The sequence below is a fragment of the Streptomyces sp. Ru72 genome (assembly GCF_002920635.1).
Lineage (GTDB): Bacteria > Actinomycetota > Actinomycetes > Streptomycetales > Streptomycetaceae > Streptomyces.
Genome location: NZ_PQSR01000007.1, coordinates 32251 through 56386, shown reverse-complemented (window position 1 = coordinate 56386; position 24136 = coordinate 32251). Strand labels below are relative to the sequence as shown.

The following is a 24136-nucleotide window of genomic DNA, read 5'->3' as shown; positions in this document are numbered from 1 at the left end:
CGAAAGACCCTAGCCCCGCAGGGCGGCCAGCTGCTCCTCGAACGGGACCACCCGGAAGCCGTGCGAGACGGTCGCGCCACGGCCGTTCCCCGCGGGCGTGCCGTCGCCGTGCGCCGCCCCGGCCGCGCTCTTCGCTGCCGCGGGCTGCGGCAGGGCACCGGCAGGCTCCGCCACGGACCCGGCGGGCCCGGCAAGGGACCCGCGAGGCTCAGGTGCGGAAGGGGCAGGGACCGTCACCGGCGCGTCCGGCCCCTCCCGGAGGGAGCCCGCCCCCATCAGCCCGGCCAGCTCCCCCGCCGCCCGTTCGATCCGTTCCGGCAGGCCCTCCGCGCCCCAGTCCTCCGACGCCGCGTAGACGCCCGTCGGGGCGACCACCGCGCGCAGGTAGGAGAAGAGCGGACGCAGCGCGTGGTCCAGGACCAGGGAATGCCGGGCCGAGCCGCCGGTGGCGGCGACCAGGACCGGCTTGCCCACCAGCGCGTCCTTCTCCAGCACGTCGAAGAACGACTTGAACAGCCCGCTGTACGACGCCGAGAACACCGGCGTGACGACGATCAGCCCGTCCGCCTCCGTCACGGCCTCGAGCGCGGCGGCGAGCGCCCGGCCCGGAAAGCCGTTCGTGAAGTTGTGCGCGATCTCCACGGCGAGGTCCCGCAACTCCACGACCCGCACCGACACCGGCGCCCTGTCCTCCACCGCGGCGGCCAGCCGGTCCGCGAGCAGCCGCGTCGACGACGGCACGCTCAGCCCCGCCGAGACGACGACCAGCTTTTTCATACGGTGCTCACCCCTTCCGCGGCGGTCTCCTGCGCGCTCTGCCCGGCTTCCTCGGCGGCCAGCAGCGACGCGTGCGTCGGCGCGTCCGGCACGCCGGCCGGCCGGTCCTTGGCGAACTCCTTCCGCAGCACCGGAACGACCTCCTCGCCGAGCATGTCGAGCTGCTCCAGCACGGTCTTCAGGGGCAGTCCCGCGTGGTCCATCAGGAACAGCTGCCGCTGGTAGTCCCCGGCGTACTCGCGGAAGCCCAGCGTCCTCTCGATCACCTGCTGCGGCGACCCGACGGTCAGCGGGGTCTGCTCGGTGAAGTCCTCGAGGGACGGGCCGTGCCCGTACACCGGCGCGTTGTCGAAGTAGGGCCGGAACTCGCGCACCGCGTCCTGGGAGTTCTTCCGCATGAACACCTGCCCGCCCAGGCCGACGATCGCCTGCTCGGGTGTGCCGTGCCCGTAGTGGGCGAAGCGCTCCCGATAGAACTCGACCATGCGCTTGGTGTGGTCGGCGGGCCAGAAGATGTTGTTGTGGAAGAAGCCGTCGCCGTAGAAGGCGGCCTGCTCGGCGATCTCCGGGGAGCGGATCGAGCCGTGCCAGACGAACGGCGGTACGTCGTCCAGCGGCCGGGGCGTGGACGTGAAGCCCTGCAACGGCGTGCGGAACTTGCCCTCCCAGTTCACCACGTCCTCGCGCCACAGCCGGCGCAGCAGGGCGTAGTTCTCGATGGCGAGGTTGATGCCCTCCCGGATGTCCTGCCCGAACCACGGATACACCGGGCCGGTGTTGCCGCGCCCCATCATCAGGTCGACCCGGCCGTCCGCGAGGTGCTGGAGCATCGCGTAGTCCTCGGCGATCTTCACCGGGTCGTTGGTGGTGATGAGGGTGGTGGACGTGGAGAGGATCAGCTTCTCGGTGCGGGCGGCTATGTAGCCGAGCATCGTGGTCGGGGACGACGGCACGAACGGCGGGTTGTGGTGCTCGCCCGTCGCGAAGACGTCCAGGCCGACCTCCTCCGCCTTCAGCGCGATGGCGACCATGGCCTTGATCCGCTCGCGCTCGGTCGGCGTCCGGCCGGTGGTCGGGTCCGGCGTGACATCACCGACGCTGAAGATTCCGAACTGCATGGTCGCTCACACCCTCCAGGTTGTTTATGATTCAACTATACCCGCAAACGGATCCGCCTCTCCCGCTATTCCGCCCTTGTCAGTGCCCGCTCGTACGATCCCGGACATGGCCGCCCCCCGCCGTGACACCCGAGGAATCGTCGACGCAGCGGAGCTCTTCGCGCACGTGGACTTCCGCCGCCGCGAACCGGCCGAGCCCCTGCGGCCGTACCTGGAGCACTACTGGCTGATCGACTGGGACCTGACCCGGCCCTACGCCTCACACGTGGTGCCGCACCCGTCCGTGAACATCGTCTTCCAGCAGTACGAGGACCAGGAGCCCTTCGCCGAGATCGCCGGTATCGGCCTGGAGCTCTTCACCCGGAAACTGGAGGGAAAGGGCCGCGTCTGCGGCATCCAGTTCCGCCCGGGCGGCTTCCGCCCCTTCTTCCCCGACCGGTCGGTCTCGGAGTGGACGGGCAAGCGGATCGTGCTCCCGGAAGCCGACGCGCGCACCGTCCTCGCCCCCGACGACGAGGACGCCCGTGTCACAGCCCTGGACACCTTCCTCCTCGGCCTCGCCCCCCTGCCCGACCCCCGGGCCGACCTCGCCATGGCCCTCGTCGACCGCATCCGCACGGACCGCACCATCCGCCGCGTCACCGACTTCGCCCGCTCCGAGGGCATGTCCGTACGGGTCATGCAGCGCCTGTTCGCCGCGTACGTGGGCGTGGGCCCCAAGTGGGTCGTCCTGCGCTACCGCATCCACGAGGCCCTGGAACGCGCGGAGACCGAGAGGGCGGTGGACTGGGCGGGCCTGGCGGCCGACCTGGGCTACGCGGACCAGGCCCATCTGGTGAGGGACTTCACAGCGACGGTGGGGGTACCCCCCACGGCCTACGTTCGGCACGGCACCCCGTGAGACACCGGTCGGCGGCAGTGACCGGCGAGCCCGGTGTGGGGTAGGAATCAGCAGAGGGAACAGCGCTCGGGGGAGGGCACATGGGAACCGCCGCACCGCATGACGATCCGCCGGCCCGCGGGCCCGGCGCACCGCTCGCCGGCCGGACGACGGAACTGCGGCTCTTCGACCGGCTGCTGGGCCAGGCGCTCGGCCCGGGCGGTCCCGGCGGCCCTCCCCCGCTCGTCGACGTCACCGGCGAAGCCGGCATCGGCAAGAGCCGGCTGCTGAGCGAGATCTGCGCACGCGCACGGCGGCGCGGCATGACCGTGCTGCGCGGCAGGGCCACCGAGTACGAGCAGCACATCCCGTTCCAGCCGTTCACCGAGGCCCTGGCCGACTTACCCCCGGGCGCCGCGGCCGGCTTCCCGGACGCCGACGCGGTCGCCCCGCTGCTGCACGGCGGCTCCGGTCGGCCGCGCCCCGACGGCCCGGCCGACCGCTTCGGACTCCACCGGGCCACCGCCGCCCTGCTGGCCCACCTCGCCGGCCCCGGCCTGCTCGTGGCCCTGGACGACCTGCACTGGGCCGACGCGGCATCCCTGGAGCTCGTCGACCACCTCGTACGCCACCCCGTGCCGGCCCGCGTCGTCCTCGTCACCGCCCGCCGCGACCGCCAGACCCCGGCCTCGCTGACCGCCGCTCTCACCCGGGGCATCGACAACGCCACCGTGCTCCGGCTCGGCCTCGGCCCCCTGGGTGAACGCGAGTGCGTCGAAGAGCTCACCCCCGACCTTCCGCGCGACGAGGCCGTGGAGCTGTACTCGGCCAGCGGCGGCAACCCGCTGTACTTCCTCGCCCTCTCGCAGGCCCACCGCGCGGGCGCGACGGCGCGGCACCCGGCCCCGCTCGGCCTCGGTTCGCTGCTGCTGGACGAACTGACACCGCTGGGCCCCGCGCAGCGCGACACGGTGGAGGCGGTCGCCGCCCTCGGCGACCACGCCACCCCGGCCATGCTGGCCCATGTCACCGGTCTCACCCACGGCCGGCTGACGGCCGCCCTGACGGACCTGACCCGCCGCGACCTGCTGCGCCCCGCGGCACAGGGACGGCTCGCCCTGCGCCACCCCGTCATCAGAACCCTGGTGCACCAGGGCACCGACCCGTGGCGCCGGACCGAGATCCACCGGTTGGCCGCCGCCGAACTGGCACGCCTCGGCGCCCCGGCCGCCGAGCGGGCCCACCACGTCGAGCGGGCGATGACCGGCTGGGACCCCGAGGCCGCGGCCGTCCTGACCGAGGCCGCCGAGCAGGCCGCCGGCACCGCACCGGCGAGCTGTGCCCACTGGCTCGAGGTGGTGCTCGGGCATCTGCCGCACACCCCGGAGCAGTCCGCACGGCGCCGCGAGCTGATGCTGGTCCGTGCCCGCGCGCTCGGGGTGTCCGGCAGCCTGCGGGAGAGCCGGGACCTGCTGCACGAGGTGATCGCACTGTCCGGGGACGACGACTCCGGCATCCGGGCCACCGCCGTGGTGCTGTGCGCCCTCATGGAACGGCACCTGGGACGGTACGCGGAAGCGGTCGCACTGCTGCGCCGCGAGCTGGCCCGCACGCCCGGCCCCGCTCCGGCCGACGCGGTGCAACTGGCCCTCGAACTGGGCTCGTCGGCACCGCACGACACCAGGTACCCCGAGATCCGCGCCGACATGGCGCGCACCGTCGTCCTCGCCCGCTCCCTCGACGACGAACTCGGCGAGGCGGGGGCGCTCGCCGTGTCCGCGCTGGGAGAGGCGTACGAGGGGGACACGGCCGCGGCGAACCGCTTCGCGCGGCAGGCGGCCGCACTGGTGGACGCCCTGCCCGACAACCACCTCAGGGGCCTGTGCGAACCGCTGGCCAGGCTCGGCTGGGCGGAGGCGTTCCTGGAACGCTTCGCCGACGCCGAGCGGCACGCCGACCGCGGCCTGGGCATCGCCCGGCGCAGCGGGCAGGTCTATCTGCTGCCGCACCTGCTGCTGTGCAAGGCCCACCTCCGCATCCAGACCTGCCGACTGCCCTCGGCCGTGGAACTGGCCGAGGAGGCCGAGGACATCGCGCGCGGCATCGGCAGCGACGAGCTGCTGGCGTTCGTCCTGGCCAACAAGGCACACGCCCTGATCGCGGCCTGCCCGCCCGGCGACCCCCGGCCCCTGGCCGCGGCCGAGGAGGCGGTGGCGGCCGCCGGGCCGGGTGAGAACTGGTGGGCCTCCATGGCCAGGTGCATGCTCGGTTACGCGGCCCTCATCGCCGGCGACAGCGCCCGCGCCCGGGACGCCGTCCTCCACGCCGGCGGTCCCGAACTGCTGCGCCTCCAGCCCTCGATGCGCCCCCTCTTCCTGGAGATCCTGGTCACCGCCGCCGTGTCCGACGGCGACCGGGACGCGGCGCGGATCTGGGCGGAGCGGGCCCGCAAGGAGGCCGAGCAGCTCGGGCTGCCGGTGCAGCGGGGCTCGGCGATGCGCAGCAGGGCCCACCTTCCGCTGGCCGAAGGCGACGTGGCCGCGGCGGCGCACCTGTTCACCGAGGGCGGCCGCGGAGAGCGCCCGGTGCGGTGCCGTCTTCTGGGAGGCGTACTCGCTGCTGCTGGGCGCCCCGCTGCTCGCCTCGACCGAGGGCGCAGGGCGTGCCCACGCCGCCTGGAGCAGGGCGCAGCGGCTGGCCTCGGCCGGGGGTTCCGGGATGCTGGCGGGCCTGGCGGAGGCGGTGCGGCCGTCGGTCGCCGACGCCGGACGGGGCCCCGACGCGCTGCTGGCCGGACTCACCGCACGCGAGCTGGAGATAGCCGAACTGGTCGCGGAGGGCCTGACGAGCCAGGCGATCGCGACCCGGCTCTTTCTGAGCCGCCGCACGGTGGAGACCCATGTCTCGCGCATCTACCGCAAGACCGGTGTCTCCTCCCGGGCGGCGCTGACGGGACTGATGGCCCGCCGTGACGGATCGCGTTTCGGGCCGCACCGCCGCCGCCCTAGGGAGTGGCCGGCATGAGGTCCCCGAGATCGAAGGAGGGACGGTCCGTCGGGTCGAGCGGGTCGGTGAGCCCCGGAGTGCGGGACGGGTCGGCGGTCGGTGTGCCGTCGGGGCCGCACACCTGCGGCGCGGTGGGCGGGGACAGCTGCTGTTCCGCGATTCGCTCCGTCCTGAAGGGCACATGGTCGCCGAGGAGGGGGTCGTAGTCCGACAGGGAACCGCCGATCCGGATCTCCTTCGGCAGTTCCCTGTCCAGCAGCGGTTTGCCCACGTACACGGCCAGCAAAGCGCCTTCGCACACGGTGCGGTTGTCGTCGTACAGGCTCTTCGGCACCGGAACGCTCTTCTCCGCGGTGCCGTCGAACCGCACCTGGGTCCTCCCCAGGGACCGCATGGAGAAGTAGTAGTCGGGGCCGCTCTCGGTGGGACGGGGGACCACGTCGCGCTTCCCCGTGCTGCCGTAGGTGAGCTTCCAGAACTGCACCTGGACGGTGACCGGTGCGCACAGCGGCCCGTCGTAGCCGAGGAGGGATGTGCGCAGGCGGACGCTCCCCGCGGCCGGGGTGAACGTGTCGGGCGTCTCGCTCTCCAGCCGCACCCAGTCGGCCGTCTCCTTCTGGGTCCACCCGTCGCCGGGGTGACAGCCTGCGGAGCCGGTGGGGTAGGGCGGTGTCGGCGAGGCGGAGGGCGCGGTGGCGGCGGGCGCCGGGGCGCCGGTGACGGAGGTGGCCGCCGACACCGACGGCCCGGCGGCCGTGTCGCCGGTGTCGGCGCCACCACCCGAGCAGCCGGTCAGCAGCAGCACGAGCGCGGCCAGCAGTCCGGCGGCCGGCCTCCCCCCGCGAGCTCCCCTCCGTGACCGGCTCACCGGGCCCATCCCCCCTCCCCGTCGGGCTCGTTCCCTCATCGCTGCTCAGCGGCCGTCTCAGCGGCTGAACCAGGCCTTGGCCTCGTCGGACAGGAAGATGCGCAGGATGGCGGCGCCGAGCGCGATCCCCCCGATGAGCGAGACCCCACCACCCTTCAGCAACCCGATCACCCCGCCCACCAGGTTCAGCACCTCAACGGCGACGACCGTGCCGCGCACCCACCCGAAGCGCCGTGGCGCGGCGATCCCGGCAGCCACCAGCAGCGCCGACGTCAGGAAAGTGAGGTAGGCCAGGGCGGAGATCAACCCGGTGCCCTCGCCGCGGCCGTGATCGACCGCGTCACTCACGACGGACAGGATCACGACCGCCGCGGCGACGCTGAGGAGGGCCTGGAACCAGATGACCCAGAGGGCCACCTTGACGTTCCGCGGCATGCGCTCGACCGAACTCTGCGTGGACATGCCTGAGTTGTACCGGCGGTGCCGCCGGGCGCGCGTCGGTAAGGCTACGTAATGCGGGTACGTAGCGTCCCGTGGCGTGCACGGCGTCGACCGTCGTCGGCGCCCCGGCCAACGCGTCCACGCCCACGACGACGTACTCCGCGTGCCGCACCGACCGTCGACGGGCACGGCGGGAGCCCTCAGAAGGCGTAGTCGTCCCCCGTGTCCAGAGCGAGCACACGCTGCCGGTCGCCGGCCGGGTCACGGTCCCCTGCGTCGCCCTCACGCAGGGTGTCGACCTCCAGCCGCACCTCGCCCGGCGCCCCCTCGAGACCCACCCGCAGCCGGATCTCCCGGCCCGCACCGCCCGCTGCCAGCGGACCGGTCCCGCACAGCACCGTGCTCGGATCGGCCACCGCGCAAGCCTCCGGCAACTGCTGCGGGCCGTCCAGGGCACGCGAGAAGTGCAGCCGTACGGTCGCACCGGCGACGGCGGCCCACCCGTCGTTGCGCGGGGTGAGGCGTACGTCGGCCCGGCCGCCGCTCAGGGTCACATGTCCGTGCGAGGCGAGGACGACCCTGGGCCCCGCCACCGCCGCCGCGGCGGGCACGGCGGCACCCACCGCCAGGACCACGCCCAGCCCACCTGCGATCCGCTTCCGCATACCTCACGTCCTCCGCGTCGACCCGCGCACATCACCGCATGTATGCCACGCGGACGCCGGGACAGGCGCCGCCGGGCAGGTGAGGTGAGGACGTCCGAGGGCCGGCGGACGCTCAGGAGAGCGCATGCGAGGGTGGCCGCATGCTGATCCTCCGCTCCGCCGCCCTGTTCCTCCTCGCCGCGCTGTTCGAGATCGGCGGCGCCTGGCTGGTCTGGCAGGGCGTGCGCGAGCACCGCGGATGGCTGTGGGTCGGCGCTGGCGTCATGGCTCTCGGCATCTACGGCTTCGTCGCCACGTTCCAGCCGGACGCCCACTTCGGCCGCGTCCTGGCGGCGTACGGCGGTGTGTTCGTGGCCGGTTCACTGGCCTGGGGCATGGTGGCGGACGGCTACCGCCCCGACCGCTGGGATGTGACCGGGGCGCTGATCTGCATCGCCGGAATGGCCGTGATCATGTGGGCGCCGCGGGGCCACTGACCACGCTTCGGGCACCCCGCCGGGCGCGTGCCCCCGCCACCTATCCTGGGCGCAGGCCGCTCATACGCCCGCATGAACGAGCAACTGCCGAACGACCGTCGAGGAGTCGCCCATGACCGCCGCAGCACCCTCCGCCGCCTCCCGTATCGCCGTCGTCACGGGCGCGAGCAGCGGAATCGGCGCCGCGACGGCCCGGCAACTGGCCGAAGCGGGCTATCGCGTGGTCCTCACCGCCCGCCGCAAGGACCGTATCGAGGCGCTGGCGGAGGAGCTCACCGACGCCGGCCACTCGGCGACGGCGTACGCGCTCGACGTCACCGACCGCGCGGCGGTCGACGAGTTCGCGACCGCGTTCAAGACGATCGGCGTCCTCGTGAACAACGCGGGCGGCGCGCTCGGCGCCGACCCGGTCGCGACCGGCGACCCCGAGGACTGGCGCCGGATGTACGAGACGAACGTCCTCGGCACCCTCAACGTCACCCAGGCCCTGCTCCCCGCCCTGACCGCGAGCGGCGACGGCACGGTGGTCGTCGTCTCCTCCACCGCCGGCCACGCCACCTACGAGGGCGGCGCGGGCTACGTCGCCGCCAAGCACGCCGAGCACGTCCTCGCCGAGACGCTGCGCCTGGAGATCGTCGGCACCCCGGTCCGCGTGATCGAGATCGCCCCCGGCATGGTGAAGACGGACGAGTTCGCGCTGACCCGCTTCGGCGGCGACCCGGACAAGGCGGCGAAGGTCTACGAGGGCGTCGCCGAGCCCCTGACGGCGGACGACGTCGCCGACACGATCACCTGGGCGGTCACCCGCCCCAGCCACGTCAACGTCGACCTCCTGGTGGTCCGCCCGCGCGCCCAGGCCTCGAACACGAAGGTCCACAGGGACCTTTGATGGGCGTCCCGACCCCACCGGCCGACGACGCGGACCGCGCAGCCGAACAGCAACGCCTCTCCCTGGAGAAGAAACGCGAACGCTACGTCTGGTACTACCTGGCGTACTTCCTCTTCGGCATCCACATCGTGGCGTTCGTGATGATCTACGCGGTACGACACGCGAAGTGAAACCCGGGACGGGCCGGGCCATGGGGGCCGGCTCGGTCCTGCTCATTGAGGCAGTCCGCAAGACGGGCCTTGATCAGGCGATATCCGCCGCGCTCTCTCTGGGCGCAAGCCACGGGCCGTCCACGGATCTCGTCGGGATCCCGGCAGGCACGGCTCAGCAGGTGCTGCTCGCAGTCCGGCGGGGTTACGGTGACCGGCGTGGGGTCCATGGTCAGCTCGACGCCCTGATGGGCTGCTCGCACCAGATCGTCTTGCCCTGTCGGCTGTGGCGGGTGCCCCAGCGGTGGGTCAGCTGTGCAACCAGGAGCAGCCCGCGTCCGCCCTCGTCGGAGAGGCGGGCCCGGCGCATGTGAGGGGCGGTGCTGCTGGCGTCGGAGACCTCGCAGATCAGGTTGCCGACGTTGAGGAGACGGAGCTGGATCGGCGGTTGTCCGTACCGGATGGCGTTGGTGACGAGTTCGCTGACGACCAGCTCGGTGACGAAGGAGTGGTCGTCAAGTCCCCAGGCGGCCAGCCGGTCCAACGCCCAGGATCGGGTGTCGGCCACGGCCGCCGGGTCGGCCGGGACCTCCATCGCGGCGACATGGGCGGTGTCCAGAGGCCGGGTGCGCGCGATGACCAGCGCGATGTCATCGGAGTGCCCGGTCGGCACCATATCTGCGACCACGCTGTCGCACAGGTCCTCCAGTGATGGACAAGGTCGGGCCAGGGCGGTGCGCAGCCGGTCCAGCCCTAGGTCGAGGTCCCGCTTGTGGGCGTCGAGCAGGCCGTCCGTGTAAAGGGCGATCAGGCTGCCGTCGTCGAGTGGGACCTCGACGGACTCGAACGGCAGGCTGCCGAGGCCGAGCGGGGGCCCGACCGGCACCTTGACCTGCTTCGCCGTGCCGTCGGCATCCACGACGAACGGCGGGGGGTGGCCGGCCCGTGCGCAGGTGCAGGTCCGCGAGACCGGGTCGTAGACGGCGTAGGCGCACGTAGCCCCCAGGTCGGCGGTGGTGGTGCCTGGGCCGCCGTCCTCGTCGGCGATCCTGAGGACCAGGTCGTCGAGGCGGGTGAGCAGTTCGTCCGGGGGCACGTCGACGTCGGCAAGGGTGCGCACGGCGGTCCGCAGGCGGCCCATGGCGGCGGCGGCCTCCAGACCATGGCCCACGACATCGCCGACGACCAGTGCCACCCGTGCCCCCGACAGTGGGATGACGTCGAACCAGTCGCCGCCGACCCCGGTCCGGCCCCCCGCTGGGAGGTAGCGGTAGGCCGCCTCGACGGCGGGCTGCTGCGGTATACCCCGGGGAAGCAGGCTCTGCTGGAGCCCCAGCGCGGCGGTCCGCTCGCGGCTGAACCGGCGGGCGTTGTCCAGGCAGACGGCGGCCCGGGCGACGAGGTCCTCCGCGAGCAGGCGGTCCCCGTCGGTGAAGCGCCGGGCACTGCGACGGAGGAAGATCGCCACGCCGAGGACCGTTCCCCGAGCACACACCGGGACGCCCATGATCGACTTGAAGTCGTTCTCCCGGAAGCTGTCGGCCCTTACCGGGTCCTTGGCCAGCCAGTCCTGTACGGCCGGGTCCGTCACCCGGTGCAGGATCGCCCGGCTGGTGGCCATGCAGCGGACCGGGGGCGAGTGCGCGGGGTAGAAGTCGACTTCGCCGACTTGGCGCAGGGCCTCCGGTGCTCCGGGGATGACCGACTGGTTGGCGACCCGCCGCAGCGCCACGCCTTCGGCGAACGGTCCGGGCTCTTCGCCCTCGAGCAGGGTGTCCAGCAGGTCGACGTTGACCCAGTCGCCGATCAGAGGGACGGCCACGTCGGCGAGCTCTTGGGCGGTCCGGATGACGTCCAGGGTGCTGCCGATCCGGGTGCTGGCCTCGTTCAGCAGGGCGAGGCGTTGCCGTGCCTGGTACTCCTCGGTGATGTCGGCCGCTACTGTGCACACGCCCCGCACCTGTCCGTCGTGGCCCTTCAGCGCGGATGCGGAGACGGCGAAGACGCGGTCGTGTTCCGGATGGGTGACCGCGCGGCCGTGGATCTCCGCGGCGAGTGCCGACTCGCCGGTGAGGAGCACCTGGCGCATCTGCTGCTCCCAGGCGGTGACATCGGGGCCGTCCAGCACATCGACCAGGCGCTTGCCCTGGCGATCGTGTTCGCTCAGGCCGAGCAGCCGGGCCATCGCCGCGTTCTGCCAGATGGACCGGAGTTGCCTGTCGTACACCATGACGGCCACCGGCGAGCTCCCGAGCAGCCACTCGGTCAGCATCGACTCGGTTGTCGGGTCGGGCTGTGGCGTGGCGGCAAACTGCCGGTCCGGGGGTATACGGCCTTCGGGGACTACGTGGTCTGCAGGCATGGCAACCAGCTGGAGTGGGGCTGGACGAGTGCGCCCGGCCGGGCGCGTCGCCTCACAGACAGGATGCGCTGCGGTCGCGTGCCGGCTCAAGCGGATGGCGCCCGACCGGCAGCCGCGCAAGGCCTCGGACCAGCAGGCCCGGCCGGTAGGGCAGGGCCTCCGGGTCGGCGAGAAACTGCAGGTCGGGGAGGGCGCCGAAAACAGGGTGCGCCTGTGGATCCCGAGCGCCGCCGCGGAGGCGTCGACCATCCCGTTGTGCGCAAGGAAGTTCAGCGGGGGCCGGGAGCGGCGTGCTCTCGTTCGGCTGCTCGCCCGAGGTGCTGCGTGCCCTGCTGACCCGTTGCGCGGAGGCCGTACAGGGAGGGCGTCACAGCGCCGGTAACCGGTCTGGCTTAGCCTGGCCGCGTGCCCCTTACTCTGGCGGGTCTCCTCGCCCACCGGGACCTTCACCTGCATCTGCGTACCGGACGTACGGATGTGGTCGTGCAGTGGGCACATGTCAGTGAGCTGGTCGATCCGACGCCCTATGTGGACCGGGACACGCTGCTGCTGACGACCGGGCTGGGGCTCGGACGCACCAGCCGTCGCTGGCCGGAGTACGTCGACCGGCTGGCCCGGGCAGGCGTACCCGTCGTCGGGTTCGGGGTGGGCCTGCGGCACACCGAGGTACCGCCGCCGCTGATCGCCGAGGCTGCGGGACGCGGGCTGACCGTGGTCGAGGTGCCCAAGGCGACCCGGTTCAGTGCGGTGGTGCGCGCGGTGGCCGACGGTCTGGTGGCCGAGGAGCGTGCCGAGCAGACCGCCGCCATGGAGCGTTATCGGGGACTGGTGCGGGCGGCGCTGACGCCTCCGCCCCACCGGTCCGTGATCACCCGGCTGGCCGGGCAGCTGGATGCGTGGGTGCTGCTGCTGTCGCGGGAGGGGCACCTGCTGGCCGGGGCTCCGGAGCAGGCCCGCAGGCACGCCGAGCGGGTCCGGCTCGAAGTCGCCCGTACCCGGTCCTGGCACTCGGCGGTTTTCGATGTCGGAGGTGACCGGGTCAGCCTGCTGCCGGTGGGCGGGCGCGCACGGACGGCAGGCGTGCTGGCCGTGGGCCGGGCCGCCCCGCTGCACGGGCATGAGCGCGGGGTGGTCGAGGTCGCCGTAGACCTGCTCTCGCTCGGCGTCGCACAGGCTGCCGAGGTACTGGGCAGCGAACGGCGGGAACGCGCGACCGTCCTGTCCATGATCCTCGCCGGCCGCTGCGAGGCCGCCGCCGACGCGGCCGAGTCCCTGGGCATCCCGCTGCCGGACGGGCCGGTGCGCATCGCGGCCCTTACCGCCCCGGTGGAGCGGCGGGCCGATCTGCTCGAAGCGCTGGAGAACCAGAACAGTCTGCAGATCGTCTCGGCCCTGGTGGCAGAGGACGACGGCGGACGCGTCGTCGTGGTGCTGCCTGCCGTTGAAGGCGATGCCGGCGTCGTACAGAACGTGATCAGCGCGGTGAGCGGCAGCCACGGCGTCGTCGGAGAGCCCGTCGAGATGACCGACCTGACCCGTGTCTGGCCGAAAATCGCGGCGCTCGCCGACACCCTCCCGGCCACCGCCCTCGGACGCCTGCTGACGACCAGGGATGTGGCCGACGCAGGTCTGCTGTCCTATGTGGGCCCGGCGGAAGCCGACGGCTGGGCGTTCGCGACGCTCGCTCCGCTTCAGGCCGAGGAGGCCCGGCGCATCGACCTGCTCGGCACCGTGCGGGCCTATCTCGCGCACAACGGCAACACGGAGGCCGCGTCCAACGCTCTGGGCATCCACCGCCGCACGCTCACCTACCGCCTGGGCAGGGCCGAGGCGCTGCTGGGCCGGTCGTTCTCCGACCCCGGGCTGCGCGCCGAGCTGTGGCTCGCCTTCACGGTGCGGGAACGCTGACGCCCGCCGGGCCCCGGCCGTGTCCCGCGTCGTGGTGCAGGGCATCAAGCATCACGCGTTCCGGTTCGAGACCCATGACGACTTCTGGAGAGACGGCAGTCCACGAGGCGCCCTGCTGAGGCGAGTCGAACCCCGCTTCGGCGTGAGCCACCGGCCCCGGCCTGTGGATCCCTGCGCCTCGATCGGCTACACCACGAAGCGGGACGCCATCCCGGCCCCGGCATCCACCGTCCGGGCCTCAGGTAGACCGGCAGATGGCGCAAACGTACTACCTGATTGCGCACATCGCGCATTGGTGGACCAGGGGGCCGCACCGCATTTTTGAGCCACCCCCGCTCCGTCCCCTTCTCCGTCAGGAGACGTTCATGCCCACGATTTCCGAGCGCCCGGCGCTTGAGGTCTCCCTCACCGACGACCCCAGAGTCGTCAAGGAGGCCGCCACCGAGGATTACTCCACCCACGTCGTCCCCCTCTCCTGGCGATCCGGCCGCTGGTCGCTGACCATGGCCTGGTGGGCGCTGTTCTCGGCCATGTTCTGGCTGTACGTCGCGGTGGCTTCGGCCGACGCGGTCGGCACACCGGCGACCCTGGTCGGCATGGCCCTGACCGTCGCCACCTACGGCGGGGTCAACCTCGTCCTGTCCCGCTACGCCGCCCGCACCGGACTGACCGTCGCCCTGCTCTCCCGGCGCCTGTTCGGCATGCTCGGCTCGGCGCTGGCCCCGCTGATCTTCGCGGCCACCGCCCTCTACTACGGCGTCTTCGAAGGGTCGATCGTCGCGGTCGCCTTCCAGAAGTACTTCGGCGGCGACATCAAGATCTGGTATCTCGTGGTCGTGCTCTACGCGCTGCCGCTGGTGATCGGCGGAGTGCGGACCTGGCTGGACAAGCTCAACGGGGTGCTGCTGCCGCTGTATGTCGTCGGGCTGGTCGCCGTCGTCGTCACCGCCACCGTCAAGCGGGGCTACCCGCACGACTGGCTGCACTCGGCCGCCGCCGCCGGGACCCTGCCGGGCTGGGTGACGTCGTACCTGATCTACATGGGCGTGTGGATCATGATGATGTACACGATCGACTTCGCCCGCTTCGGGAAGCCCGAGGACCAGAAGTTCCACGGCACGGTCACCTTCGGCTGGGTGTTCTACTTCTTCACCTTCGCCGTCAACGGGCTGATCGGCATCTACCTGCTGCGCGCCTGGAACATCGCCGGCTCCGAGACCGGTGTGGTGGACGCGTTCATCGACACCCTCGGGTTCGCCGGGGTGCTGGTGATCGTCGTGTCCCAGACCCGTATCAACACCGCCAACTACTACCTGGCCTCCACCAACCTGGAGGCCTTCGCCGCCCGGGTCCTGCGTCTGAAGCTGCCGCGCGCCGCCTGGGTCGCGGTCGCCGGTGCCATCGCCTACCTGCTGATGCTGACCGACGTGCTCAGCTACCTGCTGCGCGCGCTGGCCTGGCAGGGCGTCTTCGTCACCGCCTGGGTGGCCATCGCCCTGGTCCACATCGCCGTACGGGGCGCCGACCGCGACGGGCTGCCAGAGTTCCGGCCGCTGCGGCTGGTGCCCGTCACCGCCGGGGCCGGGGCGTGGGTGGCGGCCTCCGCCGCCGGGATCGCCCTGACCGAGCAGAAGGGGAGCGCCGTCCTCGCCCAGCTGGCGCCGGTGATCACCGTCGCCCTGGCCGCAGGACTGTACCGGCTCGCCCTGAAGTTCGCGCCCGGCGCCGTCCGCCGTACCGGGAACGACCCGCGTGACGAGGTCGAGGACATCTGGGAGGCCCGCGTCCGCTGCCACGCCTGCGACCGGTCGTACGTCGCCGTCGAGATGGACCGGACCGCACAGGACAAGGTCGTCTGCTCCGCATGTGCGGCGGACGGCCGCTGAGAGAAGAGGACCGAGAAGACCACCATGCCCGCGATCATCCACAGCCGCCCCGCCGACGGGGAACGGCCGGCCATCACCTACCGTGCCGCCGGCGACCGGTACGTGCTCGTCGAGTACGGCGAGATGGCACTCGACCTGGAACTGAACTTCTTCGTCACCGCCGTCTCCGCCCGGCTCGCCGAGCACCCGGTTCCCGGCCTGGTGGAGGCCGCCCCCGGCTTCCGCTCCCTGCTGCTGCACTACGAGCCCGCCGCCCTCGACCGCAAGGACCTCGTGGCCGCGCTCGAAGAGGTGCACGACGCCCAGCAGTCCGTGCGTGCGCTGACGATCCCCAGCAGGCTCATCACCCTGCCGATCGCCTTCGACGACTCCGAGAGCCGAGAGGCCGTACGGCGCTACGCCACCACCATCCGCCAGGACGCCCCCAACGTCCGCGACAACTCCAACATCGGCTACATCCTGGAGTACAACGGCCTCGACGACCCCGAGGACCTGTACGCGACGGTGACCGGCACCGAGTGGTGGAACGCCTACACCGGCTTCTTCCCCGGCCTGCCGTTCATGTTCCCGCTCGACCCGCGCAACGCCATCACCGTGCCGAAGTACAACCCCACCCGCACCTGGACCGCCGAGGGCGCGGTCGGCCTTGGCGGGCCGTGCGTGGCCATCTACCCGGTCGAGTCGCCCGGCGGCTACCAGCTGTTCGGCCGCACCGTACCGGTGTACGACATCCTCGCCCGCCACGACGTCTTCCGCGACGACCCGCTCCTGATCCACCCCGGCGACCGCGTGCGGTTCCTGCGGGTCGGTGAGGACCAGCTGCTCTCCGCCCGCCGGGACGTGCTGGAGAACCGCTACGAGTACATGATCGAGGACGACCCGTTCTCGGTCGCCGACTACCTTCAGCGCGCCGCCGAGGTGCGCGACGAGGCCGACGCGCTGCGCACCGCCCGCGAGGCGGCCGCCGCCGGGACGGAGGTGCCGTAAATGAGCCTGCCCGTGTTCGACGTGGTCGCGCCCGGACTGCAGACCCTGGTGCAGGACTACCCGGGCCGCCTGGGACTGCAGTCCAAGGGCTTCTTCCCGGCGGGGCCGATGGACCACCTCTCCTTCCGCGTCGCCAACTCCCTCGTCGGCAACGCCCCCGGGACCGCCGCCCTGGAGATCCCCATGGGACGGCTGACCCTGAAGGTGCTCGCCGAGACCTCGGTGGCCGTCACCGGCGCCGAGGGCTCGGGCCTCACCCTCAACGGCGAACCGATGCCGCTGTGGGAGACCGTCCGGGTCGTGCCCGGTGACGAGATCAAGTGCGCGATCGTCAAGGGACCCGGTTTCCGGCTCTACCTCGCCGTCGCGGGCGGCATCGAGGTGCCCTCCGTGCTGGGATCGCGGGCCACCTACACCATGGGCGGCATCGGCGGCGTGGAGGGCCGCGCCCTGACCAAGGGCGACGTCCTGCACGCACCGCCGGTGCCACCGCCCGCCCGGCTGCGGCTGCCCGCCTCGCTGCGCCCGGCGCTGGCCAACGACTGGGAGATCGAGGTGATGCGCGGCCCGCACGCCGACCCGGACTTCCTCACCGAGCAGGACTGGAGGGACCTGATCGGCCGCGAGTGGAAGGTCGACCTCAACGCCAACCGCGTCGGCACCCGCCTGCAGGCCCACCGCTTCCAGTGGGCCCGCCCCTCCGGCGGCGTCGCCGGCGGCCATCCCTCCAACATCCTGGACGGCAGCTACCCGGTCGGCGGCATCAACACCAACGGCGACGTCCCCGTCATCCTCGGCCCGGACGGTCCGACGGCCGGCGGCTTCACCGTCATCGGCACCGTCGTCCACGCCGGCCTGTGGAAGACCGGCCAGCTGCGGCCCGGCCGCGACACCATCCGCTTCCGCGAAGTCTCCCTCGACGAGGCGCTCTCGCTCGCCGCCCGCGCCGACTACACCACCAACCCGCACCACTACGAGGAACTTTGATGCCCCGGATCGACCTCAACTGCGACATGGGCGAGAGCTTCGGCCGCTGGAGACTCGGCGACGACCTCGGCATGATGCCGTACCTCACCTCGGTCAACGTCGCCACCGGCTACCACGCCGGCGACCCGCCCACCATCCGCCGTACCGTCGCCGCCGCCGTCGAACACGGCCTCGCCATCGGCGCACACCTCGCCTTCCCCGACCTGATGGGCTTCGGGCGCCGCCGCATGACCGTGCCGCCGGAGGACCTGGAGGACTACTGCCTCTACCAGCTCGGCGCTCTCGACGCCTTCGTACGCTCGGCCGGCGGGCGCATGGCCCATGTCAAGCCGCACGGCGCCCTGTACGTGATGGCCTCCGAGGACCCCGCGCTCGCCGCCGCCGTCGCGCGGGCCGTGGCCAAGACCGACCCCTCGCTGCCTCTGATGCTCCTGAACCGCAGCACCGCGGACGCAGTAGCGGCCGAGGGCGTCACCCTCGTCCCCGAGGCCTTCCCCGACCTGCACTACGACGGCTCCGGCCGCCTCGTCATCGAGCCGGTCAAGCTCGCCTGGGACCCTGAGCTGGTCGCGCGGCGGGCCGTACGGATGGTCCTGGAGAAGAAGATCGAGGCCAAGGACGGCACCCAACTCGACGTGGACGCCGTGTCGTTGTGCCTGCACGGTGATGCCCCCAACGCGGTCGAGACGGCAGCTGCGGTGCACCGGGCCCTCACCGAGCACGGCATCCAGACGGTTCCGCTGGCCCACCTGGAGGTGGCCTCGTGACTGAGTCCCCGCTGACTGGACCCGCGCTGATCGACTCCCTGCTCGTCGCGAACCGCGGCGAGATCGCCCGCCGCATCATCCGCACCGCCCGGCGGCTCGGCATCCGCACCATCGCCGTGCACAGCGACATCGACGCAGGGCTGCCCTTCGTGGCAGAAGCCGACGAGGCGGTGGAGATCGGACCGGCGGCGCCCGCCGAGTCCTACCGCAACGCCGATCGTGTCCTGGAAGCCGCCGCCAGGACCGGCGCCGCGGCCATCCACCCCGGCTACGGTTTCCTCTCCGAGAACGCCGACTTCGCCCGCAGGGTGAAGGACGCCGGACTGGTCTGGGTCGGACCCGACCCGGACGTCATCGACCTGATGGGCGACAAGATCAACGCCCGCAACGCGGTCGCCGCCACCGGCATGCCGGTGGCCCCCGGCACCACCGACCCGGTCACCGACGAGGCCGCCGCCGTCGAGGCCGCGCACGCCGTCGGCTACCCGCTGATGGTCAAGGCGTCGGCGGGCGGCGGCGGCATGGGCATGGGGATCGCGCACGACGAGGCGGAACTGCGCAAGCAGTACGCGGCCGTCTCCGGCTTCGCCGCGCGCATGTTCGGCGACCCCGGCATCCTGCTGGAGCGCTACTACCCCGACGCCCGCCACATCGAGGTGCAGATCCTCGGTCTCGCCGACGGCACGGTGGTGGCGCTCGGTGAACGCAACTGCTCGGTGCAGCGCCGCAACCAGAAGCTGGTGGAGGAGAGCCCTTCCCCGGCCCTCGACCCCGAACTGCGCCAGCGCATGCTCGCCGCCGCCGTCGAGGCGGGCAAGGCCGTCGGGTACCGGAACGCGGGCACCGTCGAATGCCTCGTGCACGGCGAGAAGGGCGCCCAGGACTTCGTCTTCCTGGAGATGAACACCCGCCTCCAGGTCGAGCACCCCGTCACCGAGGCCGTGTACGGCATCGACCTGGTCGAACAGCAGTTGCGCGTCGCTTCCGGCCTGCCGCCGTCGGCGGACCTCACCGCGGTCCGGCCACGCGGTCATGCCGTGGAGTTCCGCGTCAACGCCGAAGACCCCGTCCGCTTCCTGCCCGGTCCGGGCGCGATCAGCACATGGGCCGAGCCCACCGGGGAGGACGTGCGCGTCGACTCCGGGTACGCGGAGGGCGACAGGGTCACTCCGGCGTACGACTCACTCATGGCCAAGCTGATCGTGCACGCCGACACCCGCGAGGCGGCCCTCGCCCGCGCCCGTGCCGCGCTGACGGCCTTCACCATCAGCGGCCCCAAGAACAACCTGCCGTTCTTCACCGAACTCCTCGACAACCCCGTGTTCACCGACGGCGACTACACGACCGGCATCGTCGCCCAGATGCGTTAGGAGTACTTCCCCATGGCCCAGCAGATCACCGCGGACCTCGCCGCGAACGTATGGAAAGTCCTGGTCAGCGAGGGTGACGCGGTGTCCGCAGGAGATACCCTCGCCATCCTCGAATCCATGAAGATGGAGATTCCTGTCGAGGCGGACACGGCCGGAACCGTCTCCAAGCTCGCCATCAGCGAGGGCGACGTCCTCGAAGAGGGCGCTCTGATCGCCGAGATCTCCTGAGTATCACGTCCCACTCGAACGGAGCCCCAACCACCATGACCACAGCCACCCTCCGGCCCGCCGCTCGTCCCGGTGTCCTGGCCGACCGCGTCCCCGGCACGGCGCTTCTACGCGACACGCTCCTCGTCGTCGGCGGCGCGGGACTCACAGGCCTCGCCGCCCAGGTCTCCCTGCACACCCCGCTCAGCCCCATTCCGTTCACGCTCCAGACCCTCGCCGTCCTCCTGACCGGCGCCGCCCTGGGCACCGCCCGCGGAGCCGCTTCCATGCTGCTCTACCTCGCGGCCGGAGCCGCCGGAGTCCCCTGGTTCGCGAGCCACTCCAGCGGCCTGGGCGGTCCGGCCTTCGGCTATGTCCTGGGCTTCGTCCTGGCCGCCGCGCTGGTCGGCGAACTCGCCCGCCGAGGCAACGACCGCACCGTCGTCGGCACCATCGGCCTCATGGCCCTCGGGAACACGGTCATCTACCTGGTCGGCGCCACCTGGCTGGCCATGGACCTCCACCTCGGCCTCCAGACGACCATCGCCGAAGGCGTCACCCCGTTCCTCGTCACGGACGCGTTGAAGATCGCCGCAGCGGCGGCTGTGCTGCCCCTGGCCTGGCGGGGTGTCGAGAGCCTTCGGCGCTGACGGCCGCGCGCTCGGCCCCATCTTGGTTCCGAGACGAAACGCTCCCCCGAACTCTTCGAGCAGGGGGTACCCCCACTCGCCGCACCGGCCGAAAGCCCAAGTACGTCCAGTACGAGGACTTCCGGCCGGCACTCCCCCAGGCTCTCCGAACAGGGGTACCCCCAGAGCACTTCCATGCCAACCGGTCGATGAGCGGCCGAGCGAGGCCCCCGGCTTCCGCCCGGGGGCCTCGTAGGTCAGCCCTTCACACAGACGACCTGCTTCAGCTTCGCCACGACCTCCACCAGGTCGGTCTGCTGCTCGATGACCTTCTCGATGGGCTTGTACGCGCCCGGGATCTCGTCCACGACACCGGAGTCCTTGCGGCACTCCACGCCCCGCGTCTGGTCCTCCAGGTCCTTCGCCGTGAACCGGCGCTTCGCGGCGTTGCGGCTCATGCGCCGGCCGGCGCCGTGCGACGCGGAGTTGAAGGACTTCTCGTTTCCAAGGCCCCTCACGATGTACGAACCCGTGCCCATCGAACCGGGGATGATCCCGTACTCGCCGGATCCCGCACGGATGGCCCCCTTACGGGTCACGAGCAGGTCCATGCCCTCGTACCGCTCCTCCGCCACGTAGTTGTGGTGGCAGGAGATCTCCGGCTCGAAAGTCGGCTTCGCCTTCTTGAACTCCCTGCGCATCACGTCCTTCAGGAGGGCCATCATCAGCGCGCGGTTGTACTTGGCGTACTCCTGCGCCCAGTACAGGTCGTTGCGGTACGCCGCCATCTGCGGGGTGTCCGCGACGAAGACGGCGAGGTCACGGTCGATCAGGCCCTGGTTGTGCGGGAGCTTCTGGGCGACACCGATGTGGTGCTCGGCCAGTTCCTTGCCGATGTTGCGGGAACCGGAGTGGAGCATGAGCCACACCGAACCGGATATGTCCACGCACACTTCGCAGAAGTGATTGCCGGAGCCGAGTGTGCCCATTTGTTTCGCAGCCCGCTCCTCGCGGAACCTCACCGCCTCGGCGACCCCGCCGAACCGCCCCCAGAACTCCTCCCACCCCGAGGTGGCGAACCCGTGCAGCCGCCCGGGGTCGACGGGGTCGGCGTGCATCCCCCGCCCCACCGGAATCGCCTGCTCGATCTTCGAGCGCAGGCGTGACAGATCCCCCGGCAGGTCGTTCGCCGTCAGTGACGTCTTCACGGCCGACATCCCGCACCCGATGTCGACCCCGACCGCCGCCGGACACACTGCGTCCCGCATCGCGATCACCGAGCCGACCGTCGCGCCCTTGCCGTAGTGGACGTCCGGCATGACCGCCAGGCCCTTGATCCACGGCAGGGTCGACACGTTCCGCAGCTGCTGCATCGCGGCGTCCTCGACCGTCGACGGGTCCGCCCACATGCGGATCGGAACCTTGGCCCCCGGCACCTCTACATACGACATATCGTCCTCGATCCCCCGGAATCACAACAGAAGTCTGTAAGCGCAAAACCGGCGCCAAGGTCGACGTATGGGACAACGGACCGGCGTCCACGGCAGTGCGTGCGATACACATTGTCTCCAGGGGTCCGCCCCGTGCGGCAACCGAATAACCAGCGGCCCCACCCCGCGGAACACCGTCGAGAGGAGCCTCACCGTGCAGCGGAAGGCGTACGTACCGGGCGCCGCCGTGCTCCTCGCGGCCCTGCTGGCCGCCTGCACCGGCGGTTCCGGAAGCGGTGGCCGGGCCGCGGACCCCAAGGCCGGTTCCAGCACGAGCGCCGCCGCCCCGCAGCCGGGCAAGTACCGCACTCTCGCCGACGCCTGCAGTGCCGTGAGCCATGACACCCTCGACGCGCTTCTGCCGGGCCTGACGCGCATAGCGGACGAGGAGCAGCGCGACAGGGCGTACCAGGGCGAGGCCGCCCTCACCTACAACAACGACCGCCGCTCGGGCTGCCGTTGGAAGGCGGAGTCGCCCGACGCCACGGACCATCTGTTCGTGGACTTCGAGCGGGTGGTGTCGTACGACAACTCGGTCTCGGACGACAACGCCGCCCACCAGGTCTACGCCACCAAGGAGCTGGCCGCGAACCTTCCGGAGCCCAGTGCCGGTTCCGGTTCGAGTTCTGGTTCCCCTGTGAGCCCGGCTCCCGGTTCCAGTTCCGGCTCCGCCTCTCCGTCCTCAGCCGGCTCAGCCTCCGCTTCCCCTTCAGCCGCCGGGGCCAGTGGCAGTCCCAACCCCTCGGCATCGGCGTCCGGCTCTCCCTCCGGCAGCCCCTCCGTCACCGGAACCCCGGCCGATCTCCAGCCCCGCACCCTCGACGACCTCGGCGACGAGGCGTTCATCGACGATGAGCTGAGCACCGCCCAGCAGCGGACCGTGACTGTGGTGTTCCGCACGTCCAACGTGATCGTGACCATCGAGTACGACGAGCAGCCGGCCGCCCCCGGGACCACCCCGAGCAGCAAGGACATGCAGGACAAGGCCAGGAAACTGGCCGGACAGCTGGCCGGCTCGCTCGGCTGAGGGACCCCCTTGCCGCGGCCCCGCGAGGGAACCGGACCTCACCCCGCATGCGTCCCCACCGCGTACCGTGGCCCCTCGGACCCGTTCCGACCGAAGGACCACGAGCGTCACAAGCGTCATGAGTGAAGGAACCATGCACCGACCTGCGCAGCGAGACCAGCGAGACCAGCGAGACCAGCACGATCACAGTGATCAGGGCGAGCGGGGCGAGCGCCGGCCGGGCCGGCGGGGTTCGCGCGTGAGCCGTTTCCTTGTCTGCGCGGCCGCCGTCCCGGCGGTGCTCGTCGCCGCCGGGTGTTCGTCGGGCTCCTCCGGTTCGGGCTCGGGCGGCGATGCCAAGGCGCAGGCGCAGGAGTCGAGCGCACGGCCCTCGCAGAGCGCGTCGGCGAACGCGGTGCGGCCCGCCGCGTACGCGACGCTGCCCCAGCCCTGCTCCGTGCTGTCCCAGAAGACCCTGGGCGATCTGGTCCCGAAGGGTGTGAAGTCCGGCAAGGCGGGCTCGACGGACGACGCGAAGACGCGGTCGAGCTGCTCGTGGAACAGTCTGCAGAACAACGGCGTCAAGGGCTCCCAGTTCCGCTGGCTCAACGTCTCCCTGCTGCGCTTCGAGTCGGACGCCACGCGCGGCGACGGGAACAAGCAGGCGCAGCAGTACTACGACCAGCAGGTGCAGGACGCCAAGGCGGTCGACGGCGCGAAGAACACCAAGGCGGTGCCGGTTTCCGGGGCGGGCGACGCGGCGACGGCGGTGACGTACGACCTGAAGAAGAAGGAAGGCGACTTCAAGCAGCAGACGGTGGTTGCGCGCGTGGAGAACGTCGTGGTCACCGTCGACTACAACGGCGCGGGCCTGGCCGGCGACAAGACGCCGGACGTGGACGACCTGACCAAGGCGGCGGAGAAGGCCGCCAAGGAGGCGGTGTCCGCGGTGTCGGCGGCGAACAACGACGGTGCGGCGGGCGGGTCTCCGTCGCAGGGGGCGTCGAAGAGCGCCTCGCCGTCGAAGTCGGCGTCGGCGTCGTCCTCCGCGTCGGCGAGCCCGGCGAAGGGCGGGTCTGCGTCGGCGTCGGCCTCGCAGAAGAGCTGAGCCGACCGCCGCGCGTAACTCGTGACATGCGCAGGGCTGTTACGGGAGTCCGGTCCGTTGCGGATGGGGGACTCTCCCCATACCGGCCACCCGTTCACCGCACGCGTGTGCCACCCTGTTGCGCGCAACAACAGGCACTGGGAGGGGAGTACAGGTGGCC

Annotated in this window: 21 protein-coding genes and 1 pseudogene; 15 read left to right on the top strand and 7 right to left on the bottom strand. The window is 71.7% G+C overall.

The features are described from left to right. Positions 1 to 9 precede the first annotated feature (9 nt). Positions 10 to 777, bottom strand: coding sequence for an FMN reductase (locus C3488_RS05350; protein ID WP_103838130.1), 768 nt, complete (start codon positions 775 to 777; stop codon positions 10 to 12). After that, positions 774 to 1895: an LLM class flavin-dependent oxidoreductase gene (locus C3488_RS05345; protein WP_103838129.1), complete on the bottom strand. Its 1122-nt coding sequence runs from the start codon at positions 1893 to 1895 to the stop codon at positions 774 to 776. Before C3488_RS05345 ends, C3488_RS05350 begins: the two co-directional genes overlap by 4 nt. A 106-nt stretch (positions 1896 to 2001) precedes the next feature. Between C3488_RS05345 and C3488_RS05340 the strand changes: the two genes are divergently transcribed. Both C3488_RS05340 and C3488_RS05335 read left to right on the top strand, forming a co-directional pair. Beyond that, positions 2002 to 2796 carry a helix-turn-helix domain-containing protein gene (locus C3488_RS05340; RefSeq protein WP_103838128.1) on the top strand — a complete coding sequence of 265 codons (795 nt, stop codon included), beginning with the start codon at positions 2002 to 2004 and terminating at the stop codon, positions 2794 to 2796. A gap of 80 nt (positions 2797 to 2876) precedes the next feature. Beyond that, a pseudogene (locus tag C3488_RS05335) lies at positions 2877 to 5799 on the top strand (AAA family ATPase). On the opposite strand, the gene C3488_RS05330 reads toward C3488_RS05335, so the two are convergent. The 3 genes from C3488_RS05330 to C3488_RS05320 form a co-directional block, all read right to left on the bottom strand. After that, the gene (locus C3488_RS05330) at positions 5780 to 6649 is read right to left on the bottom strand and encodes a hypothetical protein (RefSeq protein ID WP_146067834.1); all 870 of its coding nucleotides are present in this window, start codon (positions 6647 to 6649) and stop codon (positions 5780 to 5782) included. The pseudogene C3488_RS05335 and the gene C3488_RS05330 sit on opposite strands and share 20 nt — an antisense overlap. A 57-nt stretch (positions 6650 to 6706) precedes the next feature. Beyond that, on the bottom strand, positions 6707 to 7111 hold the full coding sequence (locus C3488_RS05325; RefSeq protein ID WP_103838126.1) for a hypothetical protein: 405 nt from the start codon (positions 7109 to 7111) through the stop codon (positions 6707 to 6709). Positions 7112 to 7290: 179 nt separating this feature from the next. Continuing rightward, positions 7291 to 7755 carry a hypothetical protein gene (locus C3488_RS05320; RefSeq protein WP_103838125.1) on the bottom strand — a complete coding sequence of 155 codons (465 nt, stop codon included), beginning with the start codon at positions 7753 to 7755 and terminating at the stop codon, positions 7291 to 7293. Between the two features lie 140 nt (positions 7756 to 7895). Between C3488_RS05320 and C3488_RS05315 the strand changes: the two genes are divergently transcribed. The 3 genes from C3488_RS05315 to C3488_RS40400 all read left to right on the top strand — a co-directional run bounded on the left by C3488_RS05315 (position 7896) and on the right by C3488_RS40400 (position 9290). Next, positions 7896 to 8231 carry a YnfA family protein gene (locus C3488_RS05315; RefSeq protein ID WP_103838124.1) on the top strand — a complete coding sequence of 112 codons (336 nt, stop codon included), beginning with the start codon at positions 7896 to 7898 and terminating at the stop codon, positions 8229 to 8231. A gap of 112 nt (positions 8232 to 8343) precedes the next feature. Then, a complete protein-coding gene (locus C3488_RS05310; RefSeq protein ID WP_103838123.1) occupies positions 8344 to 9120 on the top strand; it encodes an SDR family NAD(P)-dependent oxidoreductase in 777 nt (258 codons plus the stop codon). Next, positions 9120 to 9290, top strand: coding sequence for a hypothetical protein (locus tag C3488_RS40400; protein WP_181138889.1), 171 nt, complete (start codon positions 9120 to 9122; stop codon positions 9288 to 9290). Before C3488_RS05310 ends, C3488_RS40400 begins: the two co-directional genes overlap by 1 nt. 211 nt (positions 9291 to 9501) lie before the next feature. Here C3488_RS40400 and C3488_RS05305 read toward each other — a convergent pair whose 3' ends face one another. After that, entirely contained in the window at positions 9502 to 11541 is a 2040-nt protein-coding gene (locus C3488_RS05305) for a SpoIIE family protein phosphatase (protein WP_258053296.1), read from the bottom strand. Positions 11542 to 12036: 495 nt separating this feature from the next. Here C3488_RS05305 and C3488_RS05295 point away from each other — a divergent pair, with 495 nt between their 5' ends. The 8 genes from C3488_RS05295 to C3488_RS05260 all read left to right on the top strand — a co-directional run bounded on the left by C3488_RS05295 (position 12037) and on the right by C3488_RS05260 (position 20393). Then, a complete protein-coding gene (locus tag C3488_RS05295; protein ID WP_103838120.1) occupies positions 12037 to 13539 on the top strand; it encodes a PucR family transcriptional regulator in 1503 nt (500 codons plus the stop codon). Positions 13540 to 13904: 365 nt separating this feature from the next. Next, entirely contained in the window at positions 13905 to 15425 is a 1521-nt protein-coding gene (locus C3488_RS05290; protein WP_103838119.1) for a cytosine permease, read from the top strand. A 24-nt stretch (positions 15426 to 15449) separates the two neighbouring features. Next, complete coding sequence (locus C3488_RS05285) at positions 15450 to 16412, top strand: carboxyltransferase domain-containing protein (protein ID WP_103838118.1); 963 nt, start codon at positions 15450 to 15452, stop codon at positions 16410 to 16412. Next, positions 16413 to 17399, top strand: a complete 987-nt coding sequence (locus tag C3488_RS05280) for a 5-oxoprolinase/urea amidolyase family protein (protein WP_103838117.1) — start codon at positions 16413 to 16415, stop codon at positions 17397 to 17399. Beyond that, positions 17399 to 18166, top strand: coding sequence for a LamB/YcsF family protein (locus C3488_RS05275; protein ID WP_103838116.1), 768 nt, complete (start codon positions 17399 to 17401; stop codon positions 18164 to 18166). The genes C3488_RS05280 and C3488_RS05275 overlap by 1 nt, the downstream gene beginning before the upstream one ends. Next, the gene (locus C3488_RS05270) at positions 18163 to 19536 is read left to right on the top strand and encodes an acetyl/propionyl/methylcrotonyl-CoA carboxylase subunit alpha (protein WP_219822297.1); all 1374 of its coding nucleotides are present in this window, start codon (positions 18163 to 18165) and stop codon (positions 19534 to 19536) included. The genes C3488_RS05275 and C3488_RS05270 overlap by 4 nt, the downstream gene beginning before the upstream one ends. Positions 19537 to 19548: 12 nt before the next feature. Further along, positions 19549 to 19764, top strand: coding sequence for a biotin/lipoyl-binding carrier protein (locus tag C3488_RS05265; protein WP_103838115.1), 216 nt, complete (start codon positions 19549 to 19551; stop codon positions 19762 to 19764). 35 nt (positions 19765 to 19799) lie between these two features. Then, positions 19800 to 20393: a biotin transporter BioY gene (locus tag C3488_RS05260; protein WP_103838114.1), complete on the top strand. Its 594-nt coding sequence runs from the start codon at positions 19800 to 19802 to the stop codon at positions 20391 to 20393. Between the two features lie 236 nt (positions 20394 to 20629). Here C3488_RS05260 and C3488_RS05255 read toward each other — a convergent pair whose 3' ends face one another. Further along, positions 20630 to 21823 (bottom strand): RtcB family protein, encoded by a 1194-nt coding sequence (locus C3488_RS05255; RefSeq protein WP_103838113.1) that lies wholly within the window; start codon positions 21821 to 21823, stop codon positions 20630 to 20632. Positions 21824 to 22016: 193 nt separating this feature from the next. Between C3488_RS05255 and C3488_RS05250 the strand changes: the two genes are divergently transcribed. Beyond that, the gene (locus C3488_RS05250) at positions 22017 to 22889 is read left to right on the top strand and encodes a hypothetical protein (protein WP_103838112.1); all 873 of its coding nucleotides are present in this window, start codon (positions 22017 to 22019) and stop codon (positions 22887 to 22889) included. Between the two features lie 118 nt (positions 22890 to 23007). Continuing rightward, positions 23008 to 23976 (top strand): DUF3558 family protein, encoded by a 969-nt coding sequence (locus tag C3488_RS05245; protein ID WP_181138888.1) that lies wholly within the window; start codon positions 23008 to 23010, stop codon positions 23974 to 23976. Positions 23977 to 24136 lie beyond the last annotated feature (160 nt).